Raw genomic sequence first — 24,970 nt, 5'->3', positions numbered from 1 at the left:
TGCGTGGCCTTCGACCAGGGGGACTTCGTCCACCTCCACGTGGCCTCCGGCTGGTCGCTGCGCCACGGCGCCGCCCACCCGCAGGCCCTCGTCGAGCGCGCCGCCGAGCTGGGCATGGCCGGTCTCGCCCTCACCGACCGCGACGGGGTCTACGGCGCGGTGAAGTTCGCCAAGGCGGGGCTGGTCCACGGCGTGCGCCCCGTCCTCGGGGTCGACCTCGCCGTCCAGCCGCTCGCTCCTCCCGAGCGGGACCGCCGGGGCGCGTCGGCCCCCCGGCGCCGTACGCCGGTCCGGGGCGGCGCCGACGTCGACCTGCGCCTCCCGCGGGTCCTCGTGCTGGCCCGGGCGGGCCGGCGTACCCGCTCGCGGGTCGGGGCCGGCTGGGCCGCGGTCAACCGGCTGGTCAGCGCGGTCCACGCCGCGGGGGAGCGCGGCCACCCGGTGGCCGACCTCGACCTGGTCGCCGAGCACGCCGCGGGGGGTGAGCTCCTCGTCCTGCTCGGACCGGGCTCGGAGGTCGGGCGGGCGCTCGCGGCCCGCCGCCCCGACCGCGCCCGGGCGGTGCTCGACGCCTGGCGCGACCGGCTCGGCGGCGACCGGGTGCTCCTCGAGGTGGTCTCCCACCACGGCTCGCCCGACGGCTCCCCGCTGGAGCAGGCGAGCGCCCCCTCCGACGTCCTCGCCGCCCGCCTGCTCGGCTTCGCCCGCGAGCACGGCGTACCGGCGGTCCTCACCAACGCCGTGCGCTACGCCACCCCGGCGGGGGCCGCGACGGCCGACGTCCTCGACGCGACCCGCCGCCTGGTCCCCCTCGGGACCCGCCACGTCGACCGGCGCAGCGCCGAGGCCCACCTCAAGGACGCGGCGGCCATGCGGGCGGTGGCGGCGCGCATCGCCGAGGACCCCGCCGCGGCCCGCCGGCTGCTCGCCACGACCGAGGCGGTGGCGGCGGACTGCCTGCTCGACCCGGCCGCCGACCTCGGCCTCGGCCTGGTCCACCTCCCCGAGCCCGACCTCTATCGAGCCGATGAACCGGCGGACACCAGCGGGACGCCCCCGGCAGTGGTGCTCCGCGCCCGCTGCGAGGCGGCCCTGGAGACCCGCTACCGCGGGCAGGAGCGGGCGGCCCGCGAGCGGCTGGCCGCGGAGCTGGAGGTCATCGACACCCTGGGCTACTGGACCTACTTCCTCACCGTCGCCGAGGTCTGCGACCTCATCCGCTCGATGGGGGTCCGGGTCGCGGCACGGGGGTCCGGCGCGGGCAGCCTGGTCCTGCACCTGCTCGGCGTCTCCGGGGTCGACCCGCTGCGCCACGGGCTGCTCATGGAGCGCTTCCTCACCGTCCGGCGCCAGGCGCTGCCGGATGTCGACGTCGACGTCGAGTCCGCCCGACGGACCGAGGTCTACGAGCGCATCTTCGAGCGCTTCGGCGACTCCCGCTGCGCGTGCGTGTCGATGACCGACACCTACCGGGTCCGCCACGCCGTCCGCGACGTCGGCGCCGCCCTCGGCCTGCCCCCCGGCGAGATCGACAGCATCGCCAAGGCGTTCCCGCACATCCGCGCCCGTGACGCCCGGGCCGCCCTGCACGACCTGCCGGAGCTGCGCCGCAGCGGGCTGGCCGGCGCCGGGCTGGACACCTTCTTCGGCCTCGTCGAGTCCCTCGACGGGCTGCCGCGCCACATCGCGCTGCACCCCTGCGGGGTGCTGCTCTCCGACACCGGGCTGCTCGACCGGACCCCGGTGGAGGCGAGCCTGCTCGGCTTCCCGATGAGCCAGTTCGACAAGGACGACGTCGAGGACCTCGGGCTGCTCAAGCTCGACGTGCTGGGCATCCGCATGCAGTCCTCGATGGCCCATGCGGTCGAGGAGGTCCGCCGGGTCGAGGGCGTGCCGATCCGGCTCGACGACGAGGACTGCGTGCCGCGGGACGACCCGGCGACCTTCGCCCTCATCGCCTCGGCCCGCACCCTCGGCTGCTTCCAGATCGAGTCCCCCGGGCAGCGCGAGCTGATCGGCAAGTTCGGCCCGGAGACCTTCGACGACCTGATCACCGACATCTCGCTGTTCCGCCCCGGCCCGGTGAAGTCCGACATGGTCACCCCGTTCCTGCTCGCCCGGCAGGGCTGGAGCCCGGCGAGCTACCTGCACGAGCGGCTGCGCCCCGCGCTGGAGGAGACCTGCGGCGTCGTCGTCTTCCACGAGCAGGTGATCCGGGTCATCGCCGAGCTCACCGGCTGCGCGCTCGACGAGGCCGACGAGGCCCGCCGCGAGCTGGGCTCGCCGGACGGCCAGGCGGCGGTCCGCGAGTGGCTCTACCCGCCCGCCCTCGCCCGCGGGTTCACCCTGCCCGAGGTGGAGAGCGTCTGGGCGGTGCTGCAGGCCTTCGCCTCGTTCGGGTTCTGCAAGGCCCACGCGGCGGCCTTCGCGCTGCCCACCTATCAGTCCGCCTGGCTCAAGGCGCACCACCCGGCGGCGTTCCTCGCCGGCGTGCTCACCCACGACCCCGGCATGTACCCGAAGCGGCTGATCCTCGACGACGCCCGGCAGTGCGGCGTCACGATCCTCGGCCTGGACGTCAACCGCTCCGACGGGGTCTACCGGGTCGAGCCGGTGCCGGGTGGACCGGAGCCTGGCTACGGCATCCGGCTGTCGCTGGCCGACGTCAAGGGGATCAGCGAGGAGGAGGTGGACCGCATCGTCGCGGGACGCCCGTACGCCGCCCTCGCGGACTTCTGGCAGCGGAGCCGGACCTCGCGGCCGGTGGTGGAGCGGCTGGTCGTCGCGGGCGCCTTCGACGGCCTGTACGGCCTCGGGGCGGGCCTGCCCCGTCGGCGTGGCCGGGTCACCCGGCGCGACCTGCTGCTGCAGGTCGGGGACCTGGACCGTTGGAGCCGCTCGCAGCGGCGGGCGTCCCCGGCCCAGCTCGCCCTCGACCTCGGCGACGCTCCGGAGCTGGTCAACCCCTCCGGGCTGCCCGAGATGACCGGGGCGGAACGCGTCCGCGCCGAGCTCGACGTCCTCGGCCTGGACGTGAGCCGCCACGTCGTCGACTTCTACACCCCGCTGCTCGCTGCTCTCGGCGTCACCCGCTCCCGCGACCTGCTGCGCTGCCGCTCCGAGGCGGAGGTGCTCGTCGCCGGGGTCAAGGTCGCCACCCAGACCCCGCCCGTTCGCTCCGGGCGGCGCGTCGTCTTCCTCACCCTCGACGACGCGACCGGGCCGGTCGACGCGACGTTCTTCGAGGACGCCCAGGGCCCCTACGCTGCGACGGTGTTCCACTCCTGGCTGCTCGTCGTGCGCGGCCACGTCCGGCGTACCGGGCCGCGCGGGGTGAGCATCCGCGCGACCGGCGCCTGGGAGCTGGCCGGCCTGCACGCGGCCTGGGAGCGGGGCGGTCTCGAGGCGGCGTACGCCCACCTCGCGGAGGGCAGCGTGCTGGCGGACCAGGACGACCCGGCGACGCAGGGCTGGGCGCAGTCGCGCTCGACGCGCCCGGTACCGGCTCGCGCGCCCGAGCCGGAGCGCACCCGCGCCGGCGGCATGGGTCAGCGACGGGTCCTCGTCCACGCCAGCGGTTTCCGCCAGTCCCCCTACGCCGACGTCAAGGCGCCGGGTGAGGACGCCAAGCGGGCCCCGCGCAAGCTGTGGCACTCCAGCCCGGGCAGCCCCGGTGGATGACACCGCCTGCACGGTCCTGCACGTGGACATGGACGCCTTCTACGCCTCCGTGTCGCTCATCGACCGCCCCGAGCTGCGCGGGACGCCGGTGATCGTGGGCGGTGGCAGCCGCTCGGTGGTGCTCTCCGCCACCTACGAGGCCCGCCGCTTCGGCGTCACCTCGGCGATGCCGATGACCAGGGCCCGGCGGCTGTGCCCGTCGGCCACCGTCCTGCCGCCGGACTTCCGCCGCTACGCCGAGGTCTCCGCCGCGGTCATGGAGGTCTTCGCCTCGGTCACCCCGCTCGTCGAGCCGCTGTCCCTCGACGAGGCCTTCCTCGACGTCGCGGGGTCGGTACGCCGGCTCGGGCCGCCCACCCTCATCGGGGAGACGATCCGGGCGCGCATCCACGACGAGCAGCGCATCACCTGCTCGGTGGGCGTGGCGGCGAACAAGTTCCTCGCCAAGCTGGCCTCGACCAGGGCCAAGCCGGACGGCCTGCTCGTCGTCCCGCCCTCGGAGGTGGTGGCCTTCCTCCACCCGCTGCCGGTGGGCGCGCTCTGGGGGGTGGGGGACAAGACCGAGGAGGCGCTGGCCCGACTCGGCCTGCGCAGCGTCGGCGACCTGGCCCGGACCCCGCGCAGCACCCTCGAGCGCGCGCTCGGCCCGGCCGCCGGCGCCCATCTGGCCGCGCTGGCCTGGGGCCGCGACGAGCGGGTGGTCGTCCCGCACGAGCCCGACCGCAGCATCGGCGCCGAGGAGACCTTCGGCACCGACGTCGACGACCCCGCCGTCATCCACCGCGAGCTGCTGCGGCTGTCCACGAAGGTCGCCTCCCGGCTGCGCGCGGCCGGGTACGCCGGGCGCACCGTCTCGATCAAGGTGCGCTTCGCCGACTTCACGACGATCACCCGGGCGCGGACCCTGCGCGAACCCACTGACGTGGCCCAGGAGGTCTACGCCGGCGCCCGCGGGCTCTTCGACGCCCTCGGGCTCCAACGGGCCCGGCTGCGGCTCGTGGGGGTGCGGGTGGAGGGGCTGGTGGACGCCGAGACGAGGCCCCGCCAGCTGCTGCTCGACGCTCCCGAGCGCGGCCGGCGCGAGGCCGAGCTCGCGGTCGACGCGGCCGCCCGCCGGTTCGGCCCGGGGGCCGTGCGGCCGGCCACATTGCTGGACGAAGGGTGAACTCTCACCGCTTCGCCCCACAAGAGGCTCAGGACGGGTTTCGTACCCGCCGATGCCTGCTTATGCTGGGGGTGTAATGGGGGTCGCCTCCTGAGGGAGGCTCGCGACGAGGAGGAGCCGTGCCGCTCTCCGAGCACGAGCAGCGCCTGCTCGAGCAGATGGAGCGAGCCCTCTATGCCGAGGATCCGAAGCTCGCCTCCACGCTTCGCGGCGCTGACCTTCGCGCACACCACCGGCGGCGCATCGTCCTCGGCCTCCTCGGGTTCATCGTCGGCGTGGCCGCCCTCGTCGGCGGGGTCGCCATCTCGATCGTGCCGGTGGGGCTGGCCGGCTTCGTGCTCATGCTCGCCTCGGCGTGGTGGGTGCTCACCGGCTGGCGCGCGCGCCCGAGCGTGGTCGCTCCCGCCGGCCCCCGTGGCCGCCAGGCCCGCGCCGCCCGGACCCGACCGCGCATGATGGAGCGCCTCGAGGAACGCTGGCGGCGCCGTCGCGAGAACGACGGCCGCTAGATCACTTCCGGCTGACCGGCCGGGTCGCCAGCAGGTCGTCCACCCGGTCCAGCGCGTCCGCGACCCACGTCCCCGCCCGGCGCAGCACCGAGCGCGGGAGCACGTCGGCGCGCAGCCGCTCGGTCGGGGTGGCCCGCTCCATGAGCGCGACCCGGACCGCCGCCACGTCGGCGTCCAACCCGTCGGCGGGCGCGGGCGTCGCCGCGTAGCGAGCCCGCTCGGTGGCCAGGCCGATCCGCGAGAGCGCAGGGACTGCGTCCCCCTCCACGGCGCCGGACAGCGCCGCCGCGGTCTGCCGCGGGGTGCGCGAGGACGGCCACTCGAGGCCGAGGTCGACGCACGTCGCCTCCAGCTCCGCCCACGCCGCCGCCGCCGCGGCCACCGGGTCGCCCGTCCCCGCCCGGGCCAGCCGTCGGCGCAGCAGGACCCGTCGCGCCAGCCAGGGGGCCGCGAGCAGGACCAGCAGGGCGAGCAGGCCGACGACCCAGGTCCACGGGAGGTGGGGGAGCAGGTGGCCCGGGCTCCAGCCGGCGCCGGCCACCGCCGAGGAGGCGCTGGCCTGGCTCGTGGCGCTGGGCCCACCCTTGCCGAGACTGGCCGTCGCCGAGGCGCTGGAGCCGACGCTCGCCGAGGCGTTCGGGACGGCGTACGCCGGCAGGGTCAGCGCCGCGTTGTCGGCGCGGGGCGTCGGCTCGAAGCGCACCCAGCCGACCCCGGAGAAGTAGACCTCGGGCCAGGCGTGCATGTCGTGGGAGTACACGACCCACGAGCTGGTCGGGTCGGTCGTGTCGGTGCGGTGTCCCGGCAGGAAGCCGACCGCCACCCGGGTCGGGATGCCGAGCTCGCGGGCCATCACCGCGTAGGCGGTGGCGAACTGCTGGCAGAAGCCCTGCTTGGCCGCGAGGAAGGCGCCCAGCGGGTCGGTCCGGGGTGAGCGGTACGCGGCGTTGTAGGAGAACGTGCCGTCGCGGAAGAACGTCTGCAGCGCCAACGCCTTCTCGTACTCGGTGGTGGCGCCCTTGGTGACCTCACGGGCCAGGGCCGGCACCGAGGCGTCGATGCCGCCGGGCAGCTTCGTATAGGTGTCCAGCACGGTCGAGGAGGGCGCCGGGGCGCGCTTGAGCTGGTCGGCGGTCGGCTGCACGTCGAGGCTGATGGCGCGCCAGGCCAGGTTGTCGATGTCGCCCGACGCCGACCAGGGGATGCGGTGCGCGTCGTCGTAGACCCAGGAGGAGTCGGCGTCGACGGCGACCAGCGGGGTCGGGGTGGGCAGCCAGGTGCTGCGACCCAGGCCCACTGACTGCAGCGAAGTGCTCACGCTCTGGCGGCTGACGTCGGAGTCGACGTCCAGCGCGGGGAGGCGGTGGTCGTCCACCGAGCCGTTCGGGTGCAAGGTGGCCGGCTGCCACGTCGTCCCGTCGAAGGTGTCGGCGACGACGAGGGTGAGGTAGCCCGGGTCGGTCGTGCTCGTGCGGTACTCGAGCAGCTCGGTGTTGCTCGCCTGGTTCAGGGTGGCCCCGATCGACACCAGCGGGTTGATGGTGAGGACCTTGCCGCTCCCGCCACCGGTGCGCTTGGCCCGGTGGGTGTCGATGACGCCGTTGCCGAGACCGGGCAGCAGCGCGGGGACGACCAGCGCCAGGCCGAGGGCAGCGGCGCCGATGCGTCGTCCGGTGACCATCCGCCCGGTGCGCGGCTCCTCGGTCTCGCGCCGCACCGCCCGTCCCCAGCGGCCCAGTCGCTCCTGGCCGTCGGCCAGCAGCAGGGCCAGCCAGCCGATGGCGGCGACGGCGAAGTACGGCCACGGGACGCCGTCGTGCGCCACCGCGACGGGTACGCCGTAGAGCGCGAGCAGCGGTAGGCCGGCCAGCGCCGCCGCCCGGTAGGTCACCGCGAAGGTGTCGACGAGCAGCGCGATCAGGCCCACGCCGCCGGCGACCATCGCGACCAGGGACGCCTTGTTCGGAGCCGGGGGGACGCTGACCTGGATCCAGTGGCCGGCCCGGTGCATGAGGTCCACGTACTGGCGGACCGCGGCCGGCCCGGGCAGGACGCCGAGCACCGCGGTCTGGGTCGAGGACAGCTGGGTGACCGCCAGCACCAGGCCGACGAACCCGGCCAGCGGGACCATCGGGCGCGCCATCCCGGCGAGCCGGGCGAGCGCGCAGAACCCGACCGCGGCGCCGGCGCACAGCGCCGAGGCCCAAAACCACCAGCCGCCCTCGATCACGGCGTGCATCCCGACCGCGGTGAGCAGGGTCGCGACGAGGCCGACCAGGGTGAGCCTCATCTGCCCACCCCGACCCGGGAGCCGCGTGCGACCTGCGGCCACAGCGCCGCCAGGTCGTCGCCGGCGCGGGCCACGACGACCCGCCAGCCGGCCGCCTGCAGCAGCGCGGCCGGTCCCGTGTCACCGCCGGCGTCACCGGCCCGCCAGGTCTCGACGTCGAGCACGACCGCGACGGCCGAGCTGGCCCGGCGGTGCGCGCGCAGCAGCGTCTCGGCGTCGTCGGTCGAGAGCCGCCCGAGGACAGCGACGAGCAGTCCGTCGGGCGCCAGCACCCGCACGCCCGGCGGGATCGCGCCGGCGGCGTCGGCCTGGACGACGGCGAGGGCGTCGATGACGGCCTGCGAGCCCTCGATGTCGCCGGGGACGGTCAGCATCCGGCCGTCGACGGCCTGCAGCGCCACGACGTAGCCGGACCGCGCGGCGTGCAGCGCGACCGAGGCGGCCGCGGAGACCGCCCACTCGAAGGAGGAGGCCGGACCCTCGCCGCGGTGGGCGTCCCAGCGGGTGTCGAGCACCACCGTGCAGTGGCTCTCCCACGGCTGCTCCTCGCGGCGGACCATGAGCTCGCCCCGGCGGGCGGTGGAGCGCCAGTGCACGCGCCGCAGCTCATCGCCTTGCCGGTACTCCCGGGTGGCGACGTCGTCCTCACCGGCGGTCGCGACCGAGCGCGTCCGGCTCTCGCCGGCGCCGGCCCACTCACCGCCCAGCGGGGTCGAGGGCAGCCGGACCACCGCGGGGGTGACGAGCAGGACGTCGGTCGCCTGGAAGGCGCGGACCAGCTCGCACATGCCGAACGGGTCGGACAGGCGCAGGGTGAGCGGGCCGAGGCTGTAGCGCCCACGCGCCTCCGAGCGCACCGTGTAGCTCAGCCGCCGGCGGCCGCGGGGCGGCACCCGGTCGAGCACGAAGCGGGGGCGTACGCCGAGCACGTACGGCAGCCGGTCCTCGACGAGCATCAGCCCGGTCGGCAGCCTGGAGACGTTCTGCAGCTCGATGTAGACCCGGGCCTCCTGGCCGACCGGGACGCGGGCCGGCTCCAGGTGGCGCTGGCTGGCCAGCCGGTAGCGGGTACGGCTCACGACCGCGGCGCTCACCAGGGGGAGGGCGACCACGAGGATCGCCACCCGGAACAGGTCGTCCTGCCCGAGCAGCACCGCCGAGAGACCCGCGGCGATGCCGGCGGAGAGGAAGCAGCGGCCCCGTGTGGTCAGCCCGCGGAGGGCTTCGCGCATGGCGTCAGGGTCCGCTCGGCAGGGAGAGCGTACGGAGGATGTCGGCGAGGACGGCCTCCGGGCGGCGGCGGGCGATCTGGGCCTCGCCGGTGGTCAGCAGGCGGTGGGCGAGCACCGGCACCGCCAGCCGCTGGATGTCGTCGGGCGTGACGTAGTCGCGGTCGTCCAGGGCGGCCCACGCCCGGGCCGCGCGGACCAGCTGCAGGGTCGCCCGCGGGGACGCGCCGAGGCGCAGCTCGGCGCAGGTACGAGTGGCATTGGCCAGCGCGACGGCGTACTGGCGCACCGCCGGCGCCACGTGCACCTCGCGCACCTCGGCGATCATCCGGACCACCTGGGCGGCGTCGGTGACCGGCACCAGGTCGGCCAGCGGCGAGACCCGCCCGTGGGTGTCGAGCATCTCCAGCTCGGCGCGGGTGTCGGGGTAGCCCATGGAGATCCGGGCCATGAACCGGTCCCGCTGCGCCTCGGGCAGCGGGTAGGTCCCCTCCATCTCGATCGGGTTCTGGGTCGCGACCACCATGAAGGGCGGGGACAGCTCGTAGGTGGTCCCGTCGACGGTGACGTGCCGCTCCTCCATCGCCTCCAGCAGCGCGGACTGGGTCTTCGGCGAGGCCCGGTTGATCTCGTCCCCGAGCACGATGTTCGCGAAGACCGCGCCGGGCTTGAACTCGAACTCCCGGCTCTCCTGGTTGAAGACGCTCACGCCGGTGACGTCCGAGGGCAGCAGGTCCGGGGTGAACTGGATGCGCCGGACGGTGCAGTCGATGGTGCGGGCCAGGGCCTTGGCGAGGGTGGTCTTGCCGACGCCGGGTACGTCCTCGATGAGCAGGTGGCCCTCGGCGAGCAGGACCGTCAGGGCGATCCGGACGACGTCGCTCCCACCCTCCACCACCGACTCCACGCTGCGCGCGATCTCGCGCGAGGTGGCCCGGACCTCCTCCAGGGATGAGGCCGGGGCGGCGGGCCGGGTCTCCGTCGTCATGCGCCCCATTTTCACCTACCGACGCCATGCCGCGCGACGGGCCGAGAATGCTTGGCCAGGTGGGACTAAGTGGAGTACGGTGGCGCGAACTGGAGGCAAGAGGGGCCTCTGTGGGAGTGGGAGGAGCGCGTTGCACCGATGCCGCTCTTCCTGGGCACCCACCCGCTGCGCCTGGACGACAAGGGCCGGCTGTTCCTCCCGGCCAAGTACCGCGACGACCTGGCGGCGGGCCTCGTGGTGACGCGCGGCCAGGAGCACTGCCTCTACGTCTTCACGGCCGCCCACTTCGCGCGCCTCGCCGAAGGCTTCTCCGCCGCGCCGTTCACCTCCGCCCCAGCGCGCGACCTGCACCGGCTGTTCTTCTCCGGGGCCTTCGACGAGGTGCCCGACAAGACCGGCCGCGTGACGGTCCCGGCCCAGCTGCGCGCGTACGCCGACCTCGACCGCGACGTCATGGTCATCGGCGCCGGCGACCGGCTCGAGGTGTGGGACGCCCCGACCTGGGACGCGTGGCTGGCCACCAACGAGGACGCCTTCTCCGCGCTCTCCTCCGCGGAGGTGGTGCCCGGCCCCTGACCGGACCGCCGACCCCGCGTCCGTGGTGGTCGGTCTCCTCCCGCTCAGTTCCCGGCGCACCTTCCCCGGTGCCGGGAGCCCCCTCGAGCGGGCGGGGACCCGCCCCCACGGCCCCCCACCCGAATCCCACCGCCCGAAAGGTCCAGATGAGCGAGCACGTGCCCGTCCTGCTGGAGCGCTGTCTGGCGCTGCTCGCGCCGGCCGTACGGGAGCCGGGAGCGGTCGTGGTGGACGCCACCGTCGGCCTCGGCGGGCACAGCGACGCCCTGCTGGCCGCCCACCCGAGCCTGCGCCTGGTCGGCCTGGACCGCGACACCGAGGCGATCGCCCGCTCCCAGGAGCGGCTGGCCCCCTTCGCCGAGCGCACCACGCTCGTCCACGCGGTCTACGACGAGCTGCCGGCGGTGCTCGCCCGGCTCGGCCTGTCCCACGTGCAGGGCGTGCTCTTCGACCTGGGCGTGTCCTCCCTCCAGCTCGACGAGTCGCGCCGCGGCTTCTCCTACGCCAAGGACGCCCCGCTGGACATGCGGATGGACGCGACGAGCGGCATCACGGCCGCGGAGGTGCTCAACACCTATCCCGCCGAGGAGCTCGCCCGGGTGCTCTCGGAGTACGGAGAGGAGCGCTTCGCACGCCGCATCGCCGAGCGCGTGGTGCGGGAGCGCAGCATCGAGGAGTTCAGCTCGACCGCCCGGCTGGTCGAGGTCGTGCGCGAGGCGATCCCCGCGGCCACACGCCGCAGCGGTGGCAACCCGAGCAAGCGGACCTTCCAGGCGCTGCGCATCGAGGTCAACGGTGAGCTGCGCGCGTTGGAGCGCGCGCTGCCCGCCGCGATCGACGCCCTGGCCGTCGGCGGCCGGATCGTCGTCCTCTCCTACCACTCCCTCGAGGACCGCCTCGTGAAGCGGGCCTTCGCCGCCCTCGCCACCAGCCAGGCTCCCGTGGACCTGCCCGTCGTCCCCGAGGAGCTCGCGCCGAGGCTGCGGCTGCTCACCCGGGGCGCGGAGACGCCAGGGGCGGACGAGGTCGCCGCCAATCCTCGGGCGGCGTCGGCGCGACTGCGCGCCGCCGAGCGGATCAGGGAGGCGGCGTGAGCGGCGCCGCCATCGCTCGGACCCAGGCGCGGCCGGGCAGCGCCCCCTCCTCGCTGCGGGTGGTCCCGCAGCCGCGGCCGCACGCGAAGCGGGGCGCCTTCGCGCTGCTGCTGCTCCTCCTGCTCGTCGGTGGGCTGCTCACCCTGCTCGCGCTCAACACCGCCCTCGCGCAGGACTCCTTCACCGTCCAGGACCTCCAGCGCCACCAAGCGGCGCTGGAGGACCAGGAGCAGCAGCTGCAGCAGCAGGTGGCCGTGCTGCAGTCGCCCGAGGAGCTCGCCGCCAAGGCGCGCGCGCTGGGCATGGTGCCCGGCGGCCGGCCGCGCTTCCTGCGGCTGGGCGGCGGGTCGTGACGCCGCCACGCGGTGGGGTGACCACCCGGCGCCCCGTCCGGCCGGCTCCGGCGCGCCGCCCCCCGGTGCAGCGCCGGCCACCGGCACCGCCGCGCCGCCGGCGCAGGGGCAACGTCCGCCTCGGCCGTCCCGGCCTGCGGCTGAAGGCCTCGCTGGTCTGCCTGGCCCTGCTGCTCGCCGTCTACGTCCTGCGGCTCTTCCAGCTGCAGGGCGTCGACGCGCCGGTGTACGCGGAGCAGGCCAGCGCCGGCCGGACCCAGGACGTGACCCTGCTCGCCGACCGCGGCGCCATCACCGACGTGCACGGCGTGGTCCTCGCCACCAGCGTCCCCGCGGTCGACGTCACCACGGACCAGACCCTCGTCGTCGACCCGGCCGGCACGGCGGCCAAGCTCGCCCCAGTGCTGCACATGGACGTCACGACGCTGACCGAGATCCTCACCGGCCAGCACCGCTTCGCCTACGTCGCGCGCGAGGTGAGCCCCCAGACGTGGAAGCAGGTGGCCGCCCTCGACCTCGCCGGGATCTACGGGCAGCAGACGACCAAGCGGGTCTACCCGTCCGGGACCGTCGCGGCCAACACCATCGGCTTCACCGGCATCGACGACGTCGGTCTCGGCGGGATCGAGCTGGAGTACAACAAGGGGCTGGCCGGCACGCCCGGCAAGGCCACGTACCAGGAGGGGCTCGACGGCAGCGAGATCCCGACGCCGCAGGACCACACGACCGAGCCGGTCCCGGGCAGCGACGTCCGGCTGACCATCGACCGCGACATCCAGTGGGCGGCCCAGGACGCGCTGGCCGCGCAGGTCAAGCGGGCCAAGGCCGACTCGGGGGTGGCCGTCGTCATGGACCCGACGACCGGGCACATCCTGGCGCTGGCCGTGGTGCCGACGTTCGACCCCAACAACCCCGGGGCGGCCTCGGCCGCCAACCGCGGGAACTCCGCGCTCTCCGACGTCTACGAGCCCGGCTCGACGAGCAAGGTCATGACCGCGGCGGCCGCGTTGCAGGAGGGCAAGGTCACCCCGACCAGCGCGATCGTGGTGCCGCCCTTCCTGCACCGCTCGGACGCGACCTTCCACGACGACGTCGCGCACGGCACCGAGCACCTCACCCTCACCGGCGTGCTCGCGAAGTCGAGCAACCTCGGCGCGATCCTCACCGCCGAGCGGATCGGACCGCAGACGCTGTACCGCTACCTGAAGAAGTTCGGGATCGGCGACCCGACCGGGATGAACTTCCCGGGCGAGAGCAGCGGCATCCTGCCCCCGCCCTGGCGCTGGTCGGGCACGCAGTTCTACACGATCGCCTTCGGTCAGGGCCTGTCCGTCAATGCCGTCCAGGCCGCCTCCGTGTACGCCACCATCGCCAACAACGGCCTGCGGGTCGAGCCGTCACTCGTCGCCGGGACGACCTCGCCGGACGGGACCTACCACCCGGCACCGGCACCGACGACGACGCGGGTGGTCAGCCCGAAGGTGGCGGCCGAGGTGCGCCGGATGCTCGAGTCGGTCGTCTCCGAGCAGGGCACCGCGCCGATGGCGGAGATCCCCGGCTACCGGGTGGCGGGCAAGACGGGTACGGCCAACCGGGTCGACGACGCCTGCCACTGCTACCGCGGCTACACCGCCTCCTTCATCGGGATGGCGCCGGCCGACCATCCCCGGCTGGTCGTGGCCGTCACCCTGCAGAACCCGCGCAACGGCCACTTCGGCGGCCGGCTGGCCGGCCCGGTCTTCAAGCAGATCATGGAGTTCGCACTGGCCACGATGAAGGTGCCGCCGACGTCGACCCGCGCGACGCCGTACCCGATCTACTCGCACTGACCGCGTAGCCTGCCAGCCGTGCCCGACGCCCGCCCGGTCGTGCCGCCGGTCCCGCTGCGCTCCCTGGCCGCTCGACTGGGCGCCGAGCCGCCGCCCGCGGATGTGGCCGTGACCGGGGTCTGCCTGGACTCCCGCGACGTCGAGCCGGGCGACCTGTACGCGGCGCTGCCGGGCGCTCACACCCACGGCGCGCGCTTCGCCGGCCAGGCCGCGGCGCGTGGCGCCGTGGCCGTCCTCACCGACTCCGCCGGGGTCGACGACGCGGCGGCCGCCGGACTGCCGTGTCTCGTCGTCGCCGACCCGCGCGCGGTCCTCGGCGGGCTGGCGGCCCAGGTGTACGGGCATCCCGACGAGCAGCTGCTGCTGCTCGGGGTGACGGGCACCAACGGCAAGACGACGACGGCGTTCCTGCTCGACGCCGGCCTGCGGGCGGCGGGGCGGCGCACCGGGTTGGTCGGGACCGTGGAGACCCGCGTCGCCGGCGAGGTCCTGCCGAGCGTGCGCACCACGCCCGAGGCGCCTCAGGTGCAGGCGCTGCTCGCCCTCATGGTGCAGCGCGGGTGCTCGGCGGTCACCATGGAGGTGAGCTCGCACGCGCTCGCCCTCGGCCGGGTGGACGGCACGACGTACGACGTCGCGGTGTTCACCAACCTCAGCCAGGACCACCTCGACTTCCACCCGAGCATGCAGGACTACTTCGCCGCCAAGGCCTCGCTGTTCCGTGCCGAGCGCAGCCGGCTCGGTGTCGTCGCCGTCGACGACGAGTGGGGTCGGCGCCTGGCCCGCGAGGCGGGGGTGCCGGTCACGACCGTTGCCCTGGCGCCCGACGTCCCGGCGGACTGGCGCGCGGTCGCGGTGGACGCGACCGCGGTCGGGTCGCGCTTCCGGGCGGCCGGTCCGGCCGGTCGGGAGGTCGAGGTGTCGGTCGCGCTGCCGGGCAGCTTCAACGTCTCCAACGCCCTGCTCGCCGTGGCGGCGCTCGACGCGGCCGGGGTGCCGCTCGACGCCGCCGCCGAGGGGATCGCCGACCTCCCCGGGGTGCCCGGGCGCATGGAACGGGTCGACGCCGGGCAGGGCTACCTGGCCGTCGTCGACTACGCGCACACGCCCGAGGCCGTGCGGCGGCTGCTGGAGACCGTGCGCGAGATCACCGAGGGCCGGGTGATCGTGGTGCTCGGGTGCGGTGGCGACCGCGACGCCTCCAAGCGCGCGCCGATGGGCCGGGTCGCTGCCGAGCTCGCCGACGTGGTGGTGCTCACGAGTGACAACCCGCGCTCGGAGGACCCGGCGGAGATCGTCGCCGCGATGCTCGCCGGCGCGCGCGAGGTCGCGGGCGCCGCGCAGGTGCACGCCGAGCTCGACCGGGCGGAGGCGATCGCCTTCGCGGTCTCCCTCGCCGTCTCCGGTGACGCGGTCGTGGTGGCCGGCAAGGGTCACGAGCAGGGCCAGGAGGTCCACGGCGAGGTGCGCGCCTTCGACGACCGGGTCGTGCTCCGCGAGCTGCTGGCCGCACCGGCGTCTTGGGGGGCACGGTGATCCCGACCCGGCTCGCCGACGTCGCCCGCGCCGTCGGCGGCACCCTGGACGCGGTGCCGGACCCCGAGGCGGTGGTCACCGGCGAGGTGTCGGTCGACTCGCGGGAGGTGGGACCGGGCGGGCTGTTCGTCGCGATCCCGGGAACGCGGCACGACGGCCACGACTTCGCCGTCGACGCCGTCCGGCGATCCGGCGCGGCCGCGGTGCTGGCGCACTACCCGGTGGGCGTACCGGCCGTCATCGTCCCCGACACCGTCGTGGCGCTCGGCCACCTCGCACGTGCCGTCGTCGGGCGGTCGCCGGACCTCGTCGTGGTCGGCATCACCGGGTCGGCCGGCAAGACCTCGACCAAGGACCTGCTCGCGTCGACGCTCGCCCCGGCGATGCCGACCGTCGCCGCGAGAGGCAACAACAACAACGAGATCGGCCTGCCGCTCACCGTGCTGCGGGTCAGCGAGGAGACCCGCGCGCTCGTCGCCGAGATGGGGGCCCGGGGGATCGGGCACATCCGGGCGCTCACCGAGATCGCGCCTCCGCGCATCGGCGCGGTGCTCAACGTGGGGAGCGCCCACCTCGGCGAGTTCGCCTCGGTCGAGGGGATCGCGCTCGCCAAGGGCGAGCTGGTCGAGGCGCTGCCCGCCGACGGCGTGGCGGTGCTCAACGCTGACGACCCCCGCGTGCGGGCGATGGCGGCCCGGACCGCGGCACGCGTGGTTCTCGTCGGTCGCGCCGACGGCGCCGACGTGCGCGCGACGGACATCCGCCTTCTCGCCGGCGCCCGTCCCGCCTTCACGCTGCTGACCCCCGAGGGCGTCGCACCGGTCGAGCTGGCCTACGTCGGCGCGCACCAGGTGGGCAACGCGCTCGCCGCGGCGGCCGTCGCCCGCGAGCTCGGGATGGACGTCGCGGCCGTCGCCGCGGCGCTGTCGGCGGCCCGTCCCGCGAGCCGGTGGCGGATGGAGGTTCGCGAGCGCGCGGACGGCGTCACCGTGGTCAACGACGCGTACAACGCCAGCCCCGACTCGATGCGCGCCGCCCTCGACGCGCTCGCGGCGCTCGGCGCGGACCGGCGGACGTGGGCGGTCCTGGGCGAGATGCTCGAGCTGGGGGAGTCGAGCGAGGTCGAGCACGCCGACGTGGGTCGGCACGCGGCGAAGCTCGGCATCGACCGTCTCGTCGTCGTCGGCGATGACGCGGCCGCCATCGTGCGCGGTGCCGGGTCCGGCGAGGTCGTGCCCGACGTCGACGCGGCGGTGGCCCTCCTCGACGCCCAGGTCCGGCCCGGCGACGTCGTGCTCGTCAAGGCGTCGCGCTCGATCGGCCTCGAGCGCGTCGTCGCCGCGCTGCTCGCGGAGGCGGCGTCGTGAGGCTCGTCCTCATCGCCGCCGCGGTCGGCCTCGTCATCGGCCTGTTCGCGACGCCCTTGCTCATCCGGACGCTGAAGCGGCACGGCTACGCGCAGGCGATCCGTGACGAGTCCCACGGCCACTACCCGGCGCACTCCGGAAAGCGCGGTACGCCGTCGATGGGCGGGCTGGTCATCGTCGGCGGGACGCTCGCCGGGTACGTCGCCGCGCACCTCTACACCGTCAGCGCCCCCTCGCCCTCCGGGCTGCTCGTGCTCTTCCTCATGACCGGCCTGGCCGCGGTCGGCTTCCTCGACGACTACATCAAGATCTTCCGGCAGCGCAGCGCCGGGCTGCGCGCCCGCGTCAAGCTGGGCGGCCAGACGCTGGTGGCGTTCGTGTTCGCCGTCGTGGCCCTCAACACCCACGACGACGCGGGCATCTCACCGGCCTCACGCGCGGTCTCCTTCGTCCGCGACACCCCGGTGGTGCTGCCCACCGCGCTGTTCTTCCTGTGGGTCCTCGCGATGATCATCGCCGCCTCGAACGGCGTGAACCTCACCGACGGGCTCGACGGCCTCGCGACCGGCGCCTCGGTCATGGTGCTCGGCGCCTACGTCGTCATCTGCGTCTGGGAGTTCGGCAACTCCTGCGAGGCCGCGGTCGCACCGCGCTGCTACACCGTCGGCGACCCGCTCGACCTCGCGGTCGTGGCGGCCGGCGCGCTGGGTGCCTGCTTCGGGTTCCTGTGGTGGAACGCGTCGCCGGCCCAGATCTTCATGGGCGACACCGGCTCGCTCGCCCTCGGCGGGCTGCTGTCCGGCATCGCGATCCTGTCGCGCACCGAGCTGCTTCTCCTCGTTCTCGGCGGCCTGTTCGTGGTCATCACGATGTCGGTGATCCTGCAGGTCGGCGGCTACAAGCTGACCAAGAAACGACTGTTCCTGATGGCGCCGCTGCAGCACCACTTCGAGCTCAAGGGCTGGGGCGAGGTCACCATCGTCATCCGGTTCTGGGTCATCGCGGGGCTGTGCGCCGGCCTCGGCCTCGGCCTGTTCTATGCCGAGTGGGTCGGCGGGGGAGGGGTCTCCCGGTGAGGTGGGAGGACGCCCGCGTCCTCGTCGCCGGCGTCGGCGTCTCCGGCTTCGCGGCGGCCGACGCGCTGCTGCGTCGCGGCGCCCGGGTCGTCGTCGTGGACCGCAGCGAGGCCGGGCCGACGAGCGAGCGCGCGGGCGTGCTCGAGGTCCTCGGCGCCGACGTACGGCTCGGTGCGGGGGCGATCGAGGCGGTGCCCGACGCGATCACCCTCGTCGTCGCGAGCCCCGGCTGGCGGCCCGACGCGCCGCTGCTCGTCGCGGCCGAGGCAGCCGGCATCCCGGTGTGGAGCGAGATCGAGCTGGCGTGGCACCTGCGGCCCGAGGGCGCCGCACCGTGGCTCGCGCTCACCGGGACCAACGGCAAGACCACGACGGTGGAGATGCTCGCCGCGATGCTCGTCGCGTCGGGGAAACGCGCGGTGGCCGCCGGGAACGTCGGGCTCGCCCTCGTCGACGCGGTCACGGCCGAGCAGCCGTACGACGTCATCGCGGTCGAGCTGTCCAGCTTCCAGCTGCACCGGACGTTCTCGATGTCAGCGCTGGCATCGGCGGTGCTCAACATCGCCGAGGACCACGTCGACTGGCACTCCTCGATGGAGGCCTATGCGCGCGACAAGGGCCGGATCTACCAGCGAGCCCAGGTCGCGTGCGTGTACAACGTCGCGGACCCGTGGACCGAGCGGCTGGTCGTCGAGGCCGACGTCGTGGAGGGCTGCCGTGCCATCGGCTTCACCCTCGGGGTGCCCTCGGTGGGCATGGTCGGCGTCGTCGACGACATCCTCGTCGACCGCGCGTTCGTCGAGGAGCGGGCGACGTCGGCGGCCGAGCTCGCGACCCTGCGCGACGTCATCCCGAACGCCCCGCACAACGTGGCGAACGCCCTCGCCGCGGCGGCACTGGCGCGTGCGTACGGCGTCCCGCCGGTGGCGGTCCGCGACGGGCTGCGCGGCTTCCGCCCAGGGCACCACCGCATCGAGCTCGTCGCCGTCGTCGACGGGGTCTCCTATGTCGACGACAGCAAGGCGACGAACCCGCACGCAGCCGCTGCGTCGCTTCGCGCCTACGACTCGGTCGTCTGGATCGCGGGAGGCCTGGTCAAAGGCGCGACCTTCGACGAGCTCGTGCCGGCGGTACGCTCGCGGCTGCGCGGCGTCGTGGTGCTCGGCGCCGACCGCGCGGTCATCGCCGACGCGCTGGCGCGACACGCGCCCGAGGTCCCCGTCGTGGACGTGGCCAGCACGGAGACTGACGTCATGACCGACGTCGTCCGTCGCGCCGCCGCCCTCGCGCGGCCCGGTGACACCGTGCTGCTCGCCCCCGCGGCGGCGTCGATGGACCTCTTCCGTGACTACGCGCACCGCGGTGACGCGTTCGCCGAGGCGGTACGGGCTCTCGCCACGGAGGCCGCTCCGTGACGCAGTCCGTGCGCCCGCGGCCGCTGGTCGTCGCCGACGCCGAGCACCACGGGGGGATGTCGGCGCGAGTCGCCGCCGTCCTCGACCAGCCGCTGGCGTCCTATCTCATCGTGATGGGCTGCACGACGCTGCTGCTCGGGCTCGGCGTGGTCATGGTGTTCTCCGCCAGCTCGGTCATCGAGTACGCCGACACCGGCTCGGCCTTCGGCATCGTCGCGCGTCAGCTCATGTGGGCGGCCGTCGGCGTTCCCGCGATGCTGCTCGCCTCGCGGATGCCGGTGCGCACGTGGCGCATCCTCGCGCTGCCGGCGCTCATCGGCTCCCTCGCGCTGCTGGCGCTCGTCATGGTGCCCGGCATCGGCGTGGCGGTGAACGGCAACCGCAACTGGATCAACATCGGCGGCCCGTTCCGGCTGCAGCCGTCGGAGGCCGCGAAGCTGGCGCTGATCCTCTACGCCGCCGACGTGCTGGCCCGCAAGCGCAAGCTGCTCGACACCTGGCGGCACCTGCTGATCCCCGTGCTGCCCGCGGCGCTCGCGGTGGTGGCGCTGGTGCTCGCCGAGGACGACCTGGGCACAGCGGTGATCATCGTCATGGTGACCCTGGTCGTGCTCTTCGTCACGGGTGCGCCGATGCGGCTGTTCGTGCTGCTCGGCGGGGCGGCCATCGCGATGGTGACCTACCTGTCGGTCTCGGCGACCCACCGCTCGACGCGCTTCACCGACTGGCTGCACCCCAACCAGGCCGACCCCACGAGCACCGGCTGGCAGGCCCTGCACGGCAAGTACGCGCTCGGCTCCGGCGGCTGGTGGGGCCTCGGGCTCGGTGCCGGCCGGGAGAAGTGGGGGGCTCTGCCGGAGGCGCACACCGACTTCATCTTCGCGGTCATCGGCGAGGAGCTCGGCCTGATCGGCACCCTCACGGTGCTCGCGCTGTTCGGGCTGCTCGCCTACGCCGGCATCCGGATCGCGCTGCGCTGCGGCGACCCCTTCGTGCGCCTCGCCGCCGCGGGAATCACCGTGTGGATCACCGGGCAGGCGCTCATCAACATCGGCGCCGTGCTGGGCCTGCTGCCGATCGCCGGCCTGCCGCTGCCGCTGGTGTCCTACGGCGGCTCCGCCCTGCTCGTCACCTTGGTGGCGCTCGGCGTCCTCATGTCCCTGGCCCGCTCCGAGCCCGGAGCGGCGGAGGCGCTCGCCGCGCACCGGGCCCACCGGCGCGACCGGATGCGGCGGGCCTGGGCGATGCTGCGCAGGATCTGATCCCGTGGAACCGCTGCAGCACGTCGTGCTCGCCGGCGGGGGGACGGCAGGTCACATCTCGCCCGCCCTCGCGCTGGCCGACGCGCTGCGTCGCCGCTTCCCCGACGTCGGCATCACGATGCTCGGCACCGAGCGTGGGCTGGAGACCAGGCTGGTCCCCGAGCGCGGCTACGACCTGGCGCTCATCCCCGCCGTGCCCGTGCCCCGGCGCCCGAGCCCTGACCTGTTGCGTGTGCCCACCCGGATGCGGGCCGCGGTCCGCGCCGCGGAGGGCGTGCTCGACCGCACGCACGCGGACGCGCTCGTCGGCTTCGGTGGCTACGTCGCCGGGCCGGCGTACCTCGCGGCGCGTGCGCGCAAGGTGCCCTACGTCGTCCACGAGGCCAATGTCCGGGCGGGGCTCGCCAACCGCCTGGGCGCGCGCTTCACGCCGTACGTCGCCGTCGCGGTCCCCGGCGTGCTCGCCCGCGGCCGCTACGTCGGGCTCCCGCTGCGGCCGGCCGTCGCCCACCTCGACCGCGACGCCGAGCGCGCCGCCGCGCGCGCCGGGTTCGGGCTGGACCCGGACCGGCCGACCCTGCTCGTGAGCGGCGGGTCGCAGGGCTCGCGCCGGCTCAACGAGGCCGTCGCCGGCGCGGCTCGCGCCCTGGCGGACGCCGGTGTGCAGGTGCTGCACGCGACCGGCCCCGCGAACACGGTGCGCATCGACCCCCGCCCCGACGACCCGCCGTACGTCGTCGTGCCCTATCTCGAGCGCATGGAGCTCGGCTACGCCGCCGCCGACCTCATGCTGGCCCGCGCCGGCGCCAACACGTGCGCGGAGCTCGCCGCCGTCGGGCTGCCCGCGGTCTACGTGCCCCTGCCGATCGGCAACGGGGAGCAGCGGCTCAACGCGCGCCCGGTCGTCGACGCGGGCGGCGGGGTGCTCGTCGACGATGCCGCGTGCACCCCTGACTACGTCGCCACGGACGTGGTCGCCTTGCTGCGCGACCCGCAACGGCTCGCGGCGATGGGCCGCGCGGCCGCGGCGTTCGGCCGCCGCGACGCCGACGAGCAGCTGGTGGACCTGGTCGTCGAGGCGGCGGCGCGATGAGCCGGCACGTCCACTTCGTCGGCATCGGCGGTGCCGGCATGTCCGGGATCGCGCGCATCATGCTCGCGCGCGGCATCGAGGTGTCGGGCAGTGACGCCAAGGAGGGCCGCGAGGTCAGCGCGCTGCGGGCGCTCGGGGCGCGGGTCCACGTCGGGCACGACGCGACGTACGTCTCCGGCGCCGACGCGGTCGTGGTGTCCTCCGCGATCCGCCCGGACAATCCCGAGGTCGTCGAGGCGCGGCGGCAGGGGATCGCGGTGCTGCCGCGGGCGGAGGCCCTGGCGGAGGTGATGCGCGGGCGTCGCGGCGTGGCGATCGCCGGCACGCACGGCAAGACGACGACGACGTCGATGATGACCGTGGCCGCCCAGCACTGCGGCGTGGACCCGTCCTTCGCCATCGGCGGCAACCTCGCCGAGTCCGGCGTCAACGCCCACGACGGCAGCGGCGACCTGTTCATCGCCGAGGCCGACGAGAGCGACGGCTCCTTCCTCGCCCTCGACCCGCTGGTCGCCGTCGTCACCAACGTCGAGCCCGACCACCTCGACCACTACGCCGACAGCGACGCCGTCGATGCCGCGTTCGAGGCGTTCCTGCTGCGGGTGCACTCCGAGGGGTTCGTCGTGCTCTGCGCGGACGACCCGGGCGCGCTGCGCTTGGCGCGCTTCGCCCGGGGCGCCGGGATCGACGTGCGCACCTACGGCGAGAGCCCCGACGCCGACCTGCGGCTGGAGAGCCTGACGCTGGAGAGTCCCGGACCGGGGTCGCGCTGCGAGGTCGTGCACCACGGTCGCCGCCTCGGCAGCCTCACCTTGCGCCTCGCCGGCCGGCACAACGCGGCCAACGCCGCCGCCGCCCTCTCGGCCGGCCTCGGGCTGGGGCTGCCGTGGCCGGACCTGCGCGACGGACTCGCCGGCTTCACCGGGACCCGCCGCCGCTTCGAGCTCAAGGGGTCCGGGCGCGGCGTACGTGTCTACGACGACTACGCCCACCACCCGACCGAGATCCGCGCGACGCTGACCGCGGCGCGCCAGGTGGCGGGGGAGGGGCGGCTGGTCGTGGCCTTCCAGCCGCACCGCTACTCGCGGACCGCCGCGTTCCGGCAGGAGTTCGGCCAGGCCCTGGCGCTCGCCGACGACGTCACGGTGCTCGAGGTCTACCCGGCGGGGGAGGACCCGGTGCCGGGGGCGTCGGGGGAGTCGGTGGCGGCTGCCGTGCCCCTGCCGCCGGAGCGGGTGAGCTTCGAGCCGTCGTGGTCGGCCGTGGCGCCGCGGCTGGCGCAGCGGGCGCGACCGGGGGACCTCGTGCTCACCCTCGGCGCCGGGGACGTGACCATGATCGGGCCCGAGGTCGTGGCCCTGCTGCAGGCGGAGGGCTGATGACCGCGACCGACGTACGTCCCTTCGTGCAGCGCTCGAGCGAGCGAGCCCGGCGCGAGCGCCGCCGGCGACGGGTCCGGCGCAGCGTCATCGTGCTCGTGCTCGCCGTCGTGCTCGTCGCGGTGTGGGCCGTGGGCTGGTCGCGCTACTTCTCCGTCAGCTCCGTCGAGGTGGTCACCGGCAAGCGCACCAGCGCGGCCGAGGTCCGCCAGGTCGCGCGGGTCCCACTCGGGCGGCCGCTGCTGAAGGTGCGGCTGCGCGCGATCGCGCACCGGGTGGCGCAGCTGCCGACCGTCGCCGACGTCGACGTGCGCCAGTCCTGGCCGCACACCGTGCGCATCGTCGTCACCGACCGGGTGCCGGTCGCCGTCGTCATGCGCGCCGGTCAGCCGCGGCTCATCGACGCCTCGGGGGTCGACTTCGCGAACGCCTCGCCGGGGGCGCCCTATCCGCACGTCGGCCTGGACATGACCGACGCGACCCCGCAGGAGGTGAGCGCGGCACTGAGCGTGGCGCAGACCCTCCCCGTCCCGCTGCTGCGCACGACCACCCAGATCGCGGTGTTCGACCCCACCGACATGCGCCTGGACCTCAAGAGCGGCGCCACCGTGTTCTGGGGCGGTCCGAGCGACGTCGCGCTCAAGGCGCGGGTCCTTGCGGCGCTGCAGCGGCTGCACCCGAGTGCGAGGACCTTCGACGTCAGCGCGCCGACGGCACCGACCGTCACGCCGTGACACCGCACCGGTCGAGCGTCTGATTCGTCTGATTCGTCACAGATGCGGCCCAGATCGGGTGTGCAGCATGGTTCCTGGCCGCCCAAGGTGGCCCGGGAACTTGCCTCTCGCGCCCCGAGTCCCCTACGGTCCTCCCTAACCCTCAACATGACATAACTATTACCCTCAACCTGAGGGTGAGGCTGTTCGGAGGCGTGGGATGGCAGCTCCGCAGAACTACATCGCGGTCATCAAGGTCGTCGGGATCGGCGGAGGCGGCGTCAACGCGGTGAACCGGATGATCGAGGTGGGCCTGCGCGGCGTGGAGTTCATCGCGGTGAACACCGACGCCCAGGCGCTGCTCATGAGCGACGCCGACGTCAAGCTCGACGTCGGCCGCGACCTGACCCGCGGTCTCGGGGCCGGGGCCGACCCCGAGATCGGCCGGCGCGCCGCCGAGGACCACGCCGATGAGATCGAGGAGGTCCTCAAGGGGGCCGACATGGTCTTCGTCACCGCCGGCGAGGGTGGCGGGACCGGCACCGGGGGCGCGCCGGTCGTCGCGCGCATCGCCCGAGAGCTGGGCGCCCTGACCGTCGGCGTCGTCACTCGACCCTTCTCCTTCGAGGGACGCCGCCGCCAGACCCAGGCCGAGTCCGGCATCGAGGACCTGCGGGCCGAGGTCGACACGCTCATCGTCATCCCCAACGACCGCCTGCTGTCGATCAGCGACCGCAACGTGAGCGCGCTCGACGCCTTCCGCTCCGCCGACCAGGTCCTGCTCTCGGGTGTGCAGGGCATCACCGACCTCATCACGACCGCGGGGCTGATCAACCTCGACTTCGCCGACGTGAAGTCGATCATGAGCGGCGCGGGCTCGGCGCTCATGGGCATCGGCCACGCCCGCGGCGAGGGCCGCTCCGCGGCCGCCGCCGAGATGGCCGTGTCCAGCCCGCTGCTCGAGGCCTCCATCGAGGGAGCGCGCGGCGTGCTGCTGTCGATCTCCGGCGGCTCCGACCTCGGCCTCTTCGAGATCCACGAGGCCGCCGGCCTGGTCCAGCAGGCGGCGCACCCCGAGGCGAACATCATCTTCGGTGCGGTCATCGACGACGCGTTGGGCGATGAGGTCCGGGTGACGGTCATCGCCGCGGGGTTCGACGGCGGGGAGCCGAAGGCGCGTACCAAGCCGCTGCGCTCCGACGAGGACCTGCCGGTCCCGGCGCCGGCGCTGTCGCCGGCCCCGGCCACCGAGCCGCCGGCCTCGCCCGCCGGGGAAGCGGGCGAGGAGACGGGGCAGCCGGAGCGCACCGTCCAGCTGCCGAGCGAGCCGGCCCGGGTGCGCCGCCCGATCGTCTTCGACGACACGGCCGGCGCCGAGGACGACCTGGACGTGCCCGACTTCCTCAAGTAGCTGA

General features: G+C 74.7%; 19 protein-coding genes. 16 read left to right on the top strand and 3 right to left on the bottom strand.

Going from position 1 to position 24,970, the window contains the following annotated elements; translation table 11 throughout:
• The first annotated feature begins 3 nt into the window (after positions 1-3).
• From dnaE to VMI11_10765, 3 genes are all read left to right on the top strand, one after another.
• The gene (gene dnaE / locus VMI11_10775) at positions 4-3,681 is read left to right on the top strand and encodes a DNA polymerase III subunit alpha (protein HTY72890.1); all 3,678 of its coding nucleotides are present in this window, start codon (positions 4-6) and stop codon (positions 3,679-3,681) included.
• Positions 3,674-4,846: a DNA polymerase IV gene (locus VMI11_10770; GenBank protein ID HTY72889.1), complete on the top strand. Its 1,173-nt coding sequence runs from the start codon at positions 3,674-3,676 to the stop codon at positions 4,844-4,846. Before dnaE ends, VMI11_10770 begins: the two co-directional genes overlap by 8 nt.
• 119 nt (positions 4,847-4,965) lie before the next feature.
• Entirely contained in the window at positions 4,966-5,355 is a 390-nt protein-coding gene (locus VMI11_10765; GenBank protein HTY72888.1) for a DUF3040 domain-containing protein, read from the top strand.
• Position 5,356: 1 nt separating this feature from the next.
• Here VMI11_10765 and VMI11_10760 read toward each other — a convergent pair whose 3' ends face one another.
• Genes VMI11_10760 through VMI11_10750 form a run of 3 tightly spaced genes read right to left on the bottom strand, consistent with a single transcriptional unit; the run spans position 5,357 to position 9,862 of the window.
• A complete protein-coding gene (locus VMI11_10760) occupies positions 5,357-7,645 on the bottom strand; it encodes a DUF3488 and transglutaminase-like domain-containing protein (GenBank protein ID HTY72887.1) in 2,289 nt (762 codons plus the stop codon).
• On the bottom strand, positions 7,642-8,877 hold the full coding sequence (locus tag VMI11_10755) for a DUF58 domain-containing protein (protein HTY72886.1): 1,236 nt from the start codon (positions 8,875-8,877) through the stop codon (positions 7,642-7,644). The genes VMI11_10760 and VMI11_10755 overlap by 4 nt, the downstream gene beginning before the upstream one ends.
• Positions 8,878-8,881: 4 nt before the next feature.
• On the bottom strand, positions 8,882-9,862 hold the full coding sequence (locus VMI11_10750) for a MoxR family ATPase (protein HTY72885.1): 981 nt from the start codon (positions 9,860-9,862) through the stop codon (positions 8,882-8,884).
• Between the two features lie 138 nt (positions 9,863-10,000).
• Here VMI11_10750 and mraZ point away from each other — a divergent pair, with 138 nt between their 5' ends.
• The 13 genes from mraZ (at position 10,001) to ftsZ (ending at position 24,966) form a co-directional block, all read left to right on the top strand.
• Positions 10,001-10,438, top strand: a complete 438-nt coding sequence (gene mraZ, locus VMI11_10745; GenBank protein HTY72884.1) for a division/cell wall cluster transcriptional repressor MraZ — start codon at positions 10,001-10,003, stop codon at positions 10,436-10,438.
• Positions 10,439-10,584: 146 nt separating this feature from the next.
• Entirely contained in the window at positions 10,585-11,532 is a 948-nt protein-coding gene (gene rsmH / locus VMI11_10740; protein HTY72883.1) for a 16S rRNA (cytosine(1402)-N(4))-methyltransferase RsmH, read from the top strand.
• A complete protein-coding gene (locus tag VMI11_10735) occupies positions 11,529-11,885 on the top strand; it encodes a hypothetical protein (GenBank protein ID HTY72882.1) in 357 nt (118 codons plus the stop codon). The genes rsmH and VMI11_10735 overlap by 4 nt, the downstream gene beginning before the upstream one ends.
• Before the next feature lie 17 nt (positions 11,886-11,902).
• Positions 11,903-13,714 carry a penicillin-binding protein 2 gene (locus VMI11_10730; GenBank protein HTY72881.1) on the top strand — a complete coding sequence of 604 codons (1,812 nt, stop codon included), beginning with the start codon at positions 11,903-11,905 and terminating at the stop codon, positions 13,712-13,714.
• Positions 13,715-13,732: 18 nt separating this feature from the next.
• Positions 13,733-15,250, top strand: a complete 1,518-nt coding sequence (locus VMI11_10725; GenBank protein HTY72880.1) for a UDP-N-acetylmuramoyl-L-alanyl-D-glutamate--2,6-diaminopimelate ligase — start codon at positions 13,733-13,735, stop codon at positions 15,248-15,250.
• Positions 15,247-16,617, top strand: coding sequence for a UDP-N-acetylmuramoyl-tripeptide--D-alanyl-D-alanine ligase (gene murF, locus VMI11_10720; protein ID HTY72879.1), 1,371 nt, complete (start codon positions 15,247-15,249; stop codon positions 16,615-16,617). The genes VMI11_10725 and murF overlap by 4 nt, the downstream gene beginning before the upstream one ends.
• Positions 16,614-17,693 carry a phospho-N-acetylmuramoyl-pentapeptide-transferase gene (gene mraY / locus VMI11_10715; protein HTY72878.1) on the top strand — a complete coding sequence of 360 codons (1,080 nt, stop codon included), beginning with the start codon at positions 16,614-16,616 and terminating at the stop codon, positions 17,691-17,693. The genes murF and mraY overlap by 4 nt, the downstream gene beginning before the upstream one ends.
• Entirely contained in the window at positions 17,690-19,108 is a 1,419-nt protein-coding gene (murD, locus tag VMI11_10710; GenBank protein ID HTY72877.1) for a UDP-N-acetylmuramoyl-L-alanine--D-glutamate ligase, read from the top strand. The genes mraY and murD overlap by 4 nt, the downstream gene beginning before the upstream one ends.
• A complete protein-coding gene (gene ftsW, locus VMI11_10705; protein HTY72876.1) occupies positions 19,105-20,370 on the top strand; it encodes a putative lipid II flippase FtsW in 1,266 nt (421 codons plus the stop codon). Before murD ends, ftsW begins: the two co-directional genes overlap by 4 nt.
• A gap of 4 nt (positions 20,371-20,374) precedes the next feature.
• Positions 20,375-21,463 (top strand): undecaprenyldiphospho-muramoylpentapeptide beta-N-acetylglucosaminyltransferase, encoded by a 1,089-nt coding sequence (murG, locus tag VMI11_10700; GenBank protein ID HTY72875.1) that lies wholly within the window; start codon positions 20,375-20,377, stop codon positions 21,461-21,463.
• Positions 21,460-22,842: a UDP-N-acetylmuramate--L-alanine ligase gene (murC, locus tag VMI11_10695; protein HTY72874.1), complete on the top strand. Its 1,383-nt coding sequence runs from the start codon at positions 21,460-21,462 to the stop codon at positions 22,840-22,842. The genes murG and murC overlap by 4 nt, the downstream gene beginning before the upstream one ends.
• On the top strand, positions 22,842-23,576 hold the full coding sequence (locus VMI11_10690) for an FtsQ-type POTRA domain-containing protein (protein HTY72873.1): 735 nt from the start codon (positions 22,842-22,844) through the stop codon (positions 23,574-23,576). Before murC ends, VMI11_10690 begins: the two co-directional genes overlap by 1 nt.
• A gap of 199 nt (positions 23,577-23,775) precedes the next feature.
• Positions 23,776-24,966 (top strand): cell division protein FtsZ, encoded by a 1,191-nt coding sequence (ftsZ, locus tag VMI11_10685; protein HTY72872.1) that lies wholly within the window; start codon positions 23,776-23,778, stop codon positions 24,964-24,966.
• Positions 24,967-24,970: the final 4 nt, after the last annotated feature.

The organism is Actinomycetes bacterium, assembly GCA_035506535.1.
Lineage (GTDB): Bacteria > Actinomycetota > Actinomycetes > DATJPE01 > DATJPE01 > DATJPE01.
Note: the sequence above shows the minus strand (reverse complement) of the source record. Positions and strands in the feature narration are given on the sequence as shown.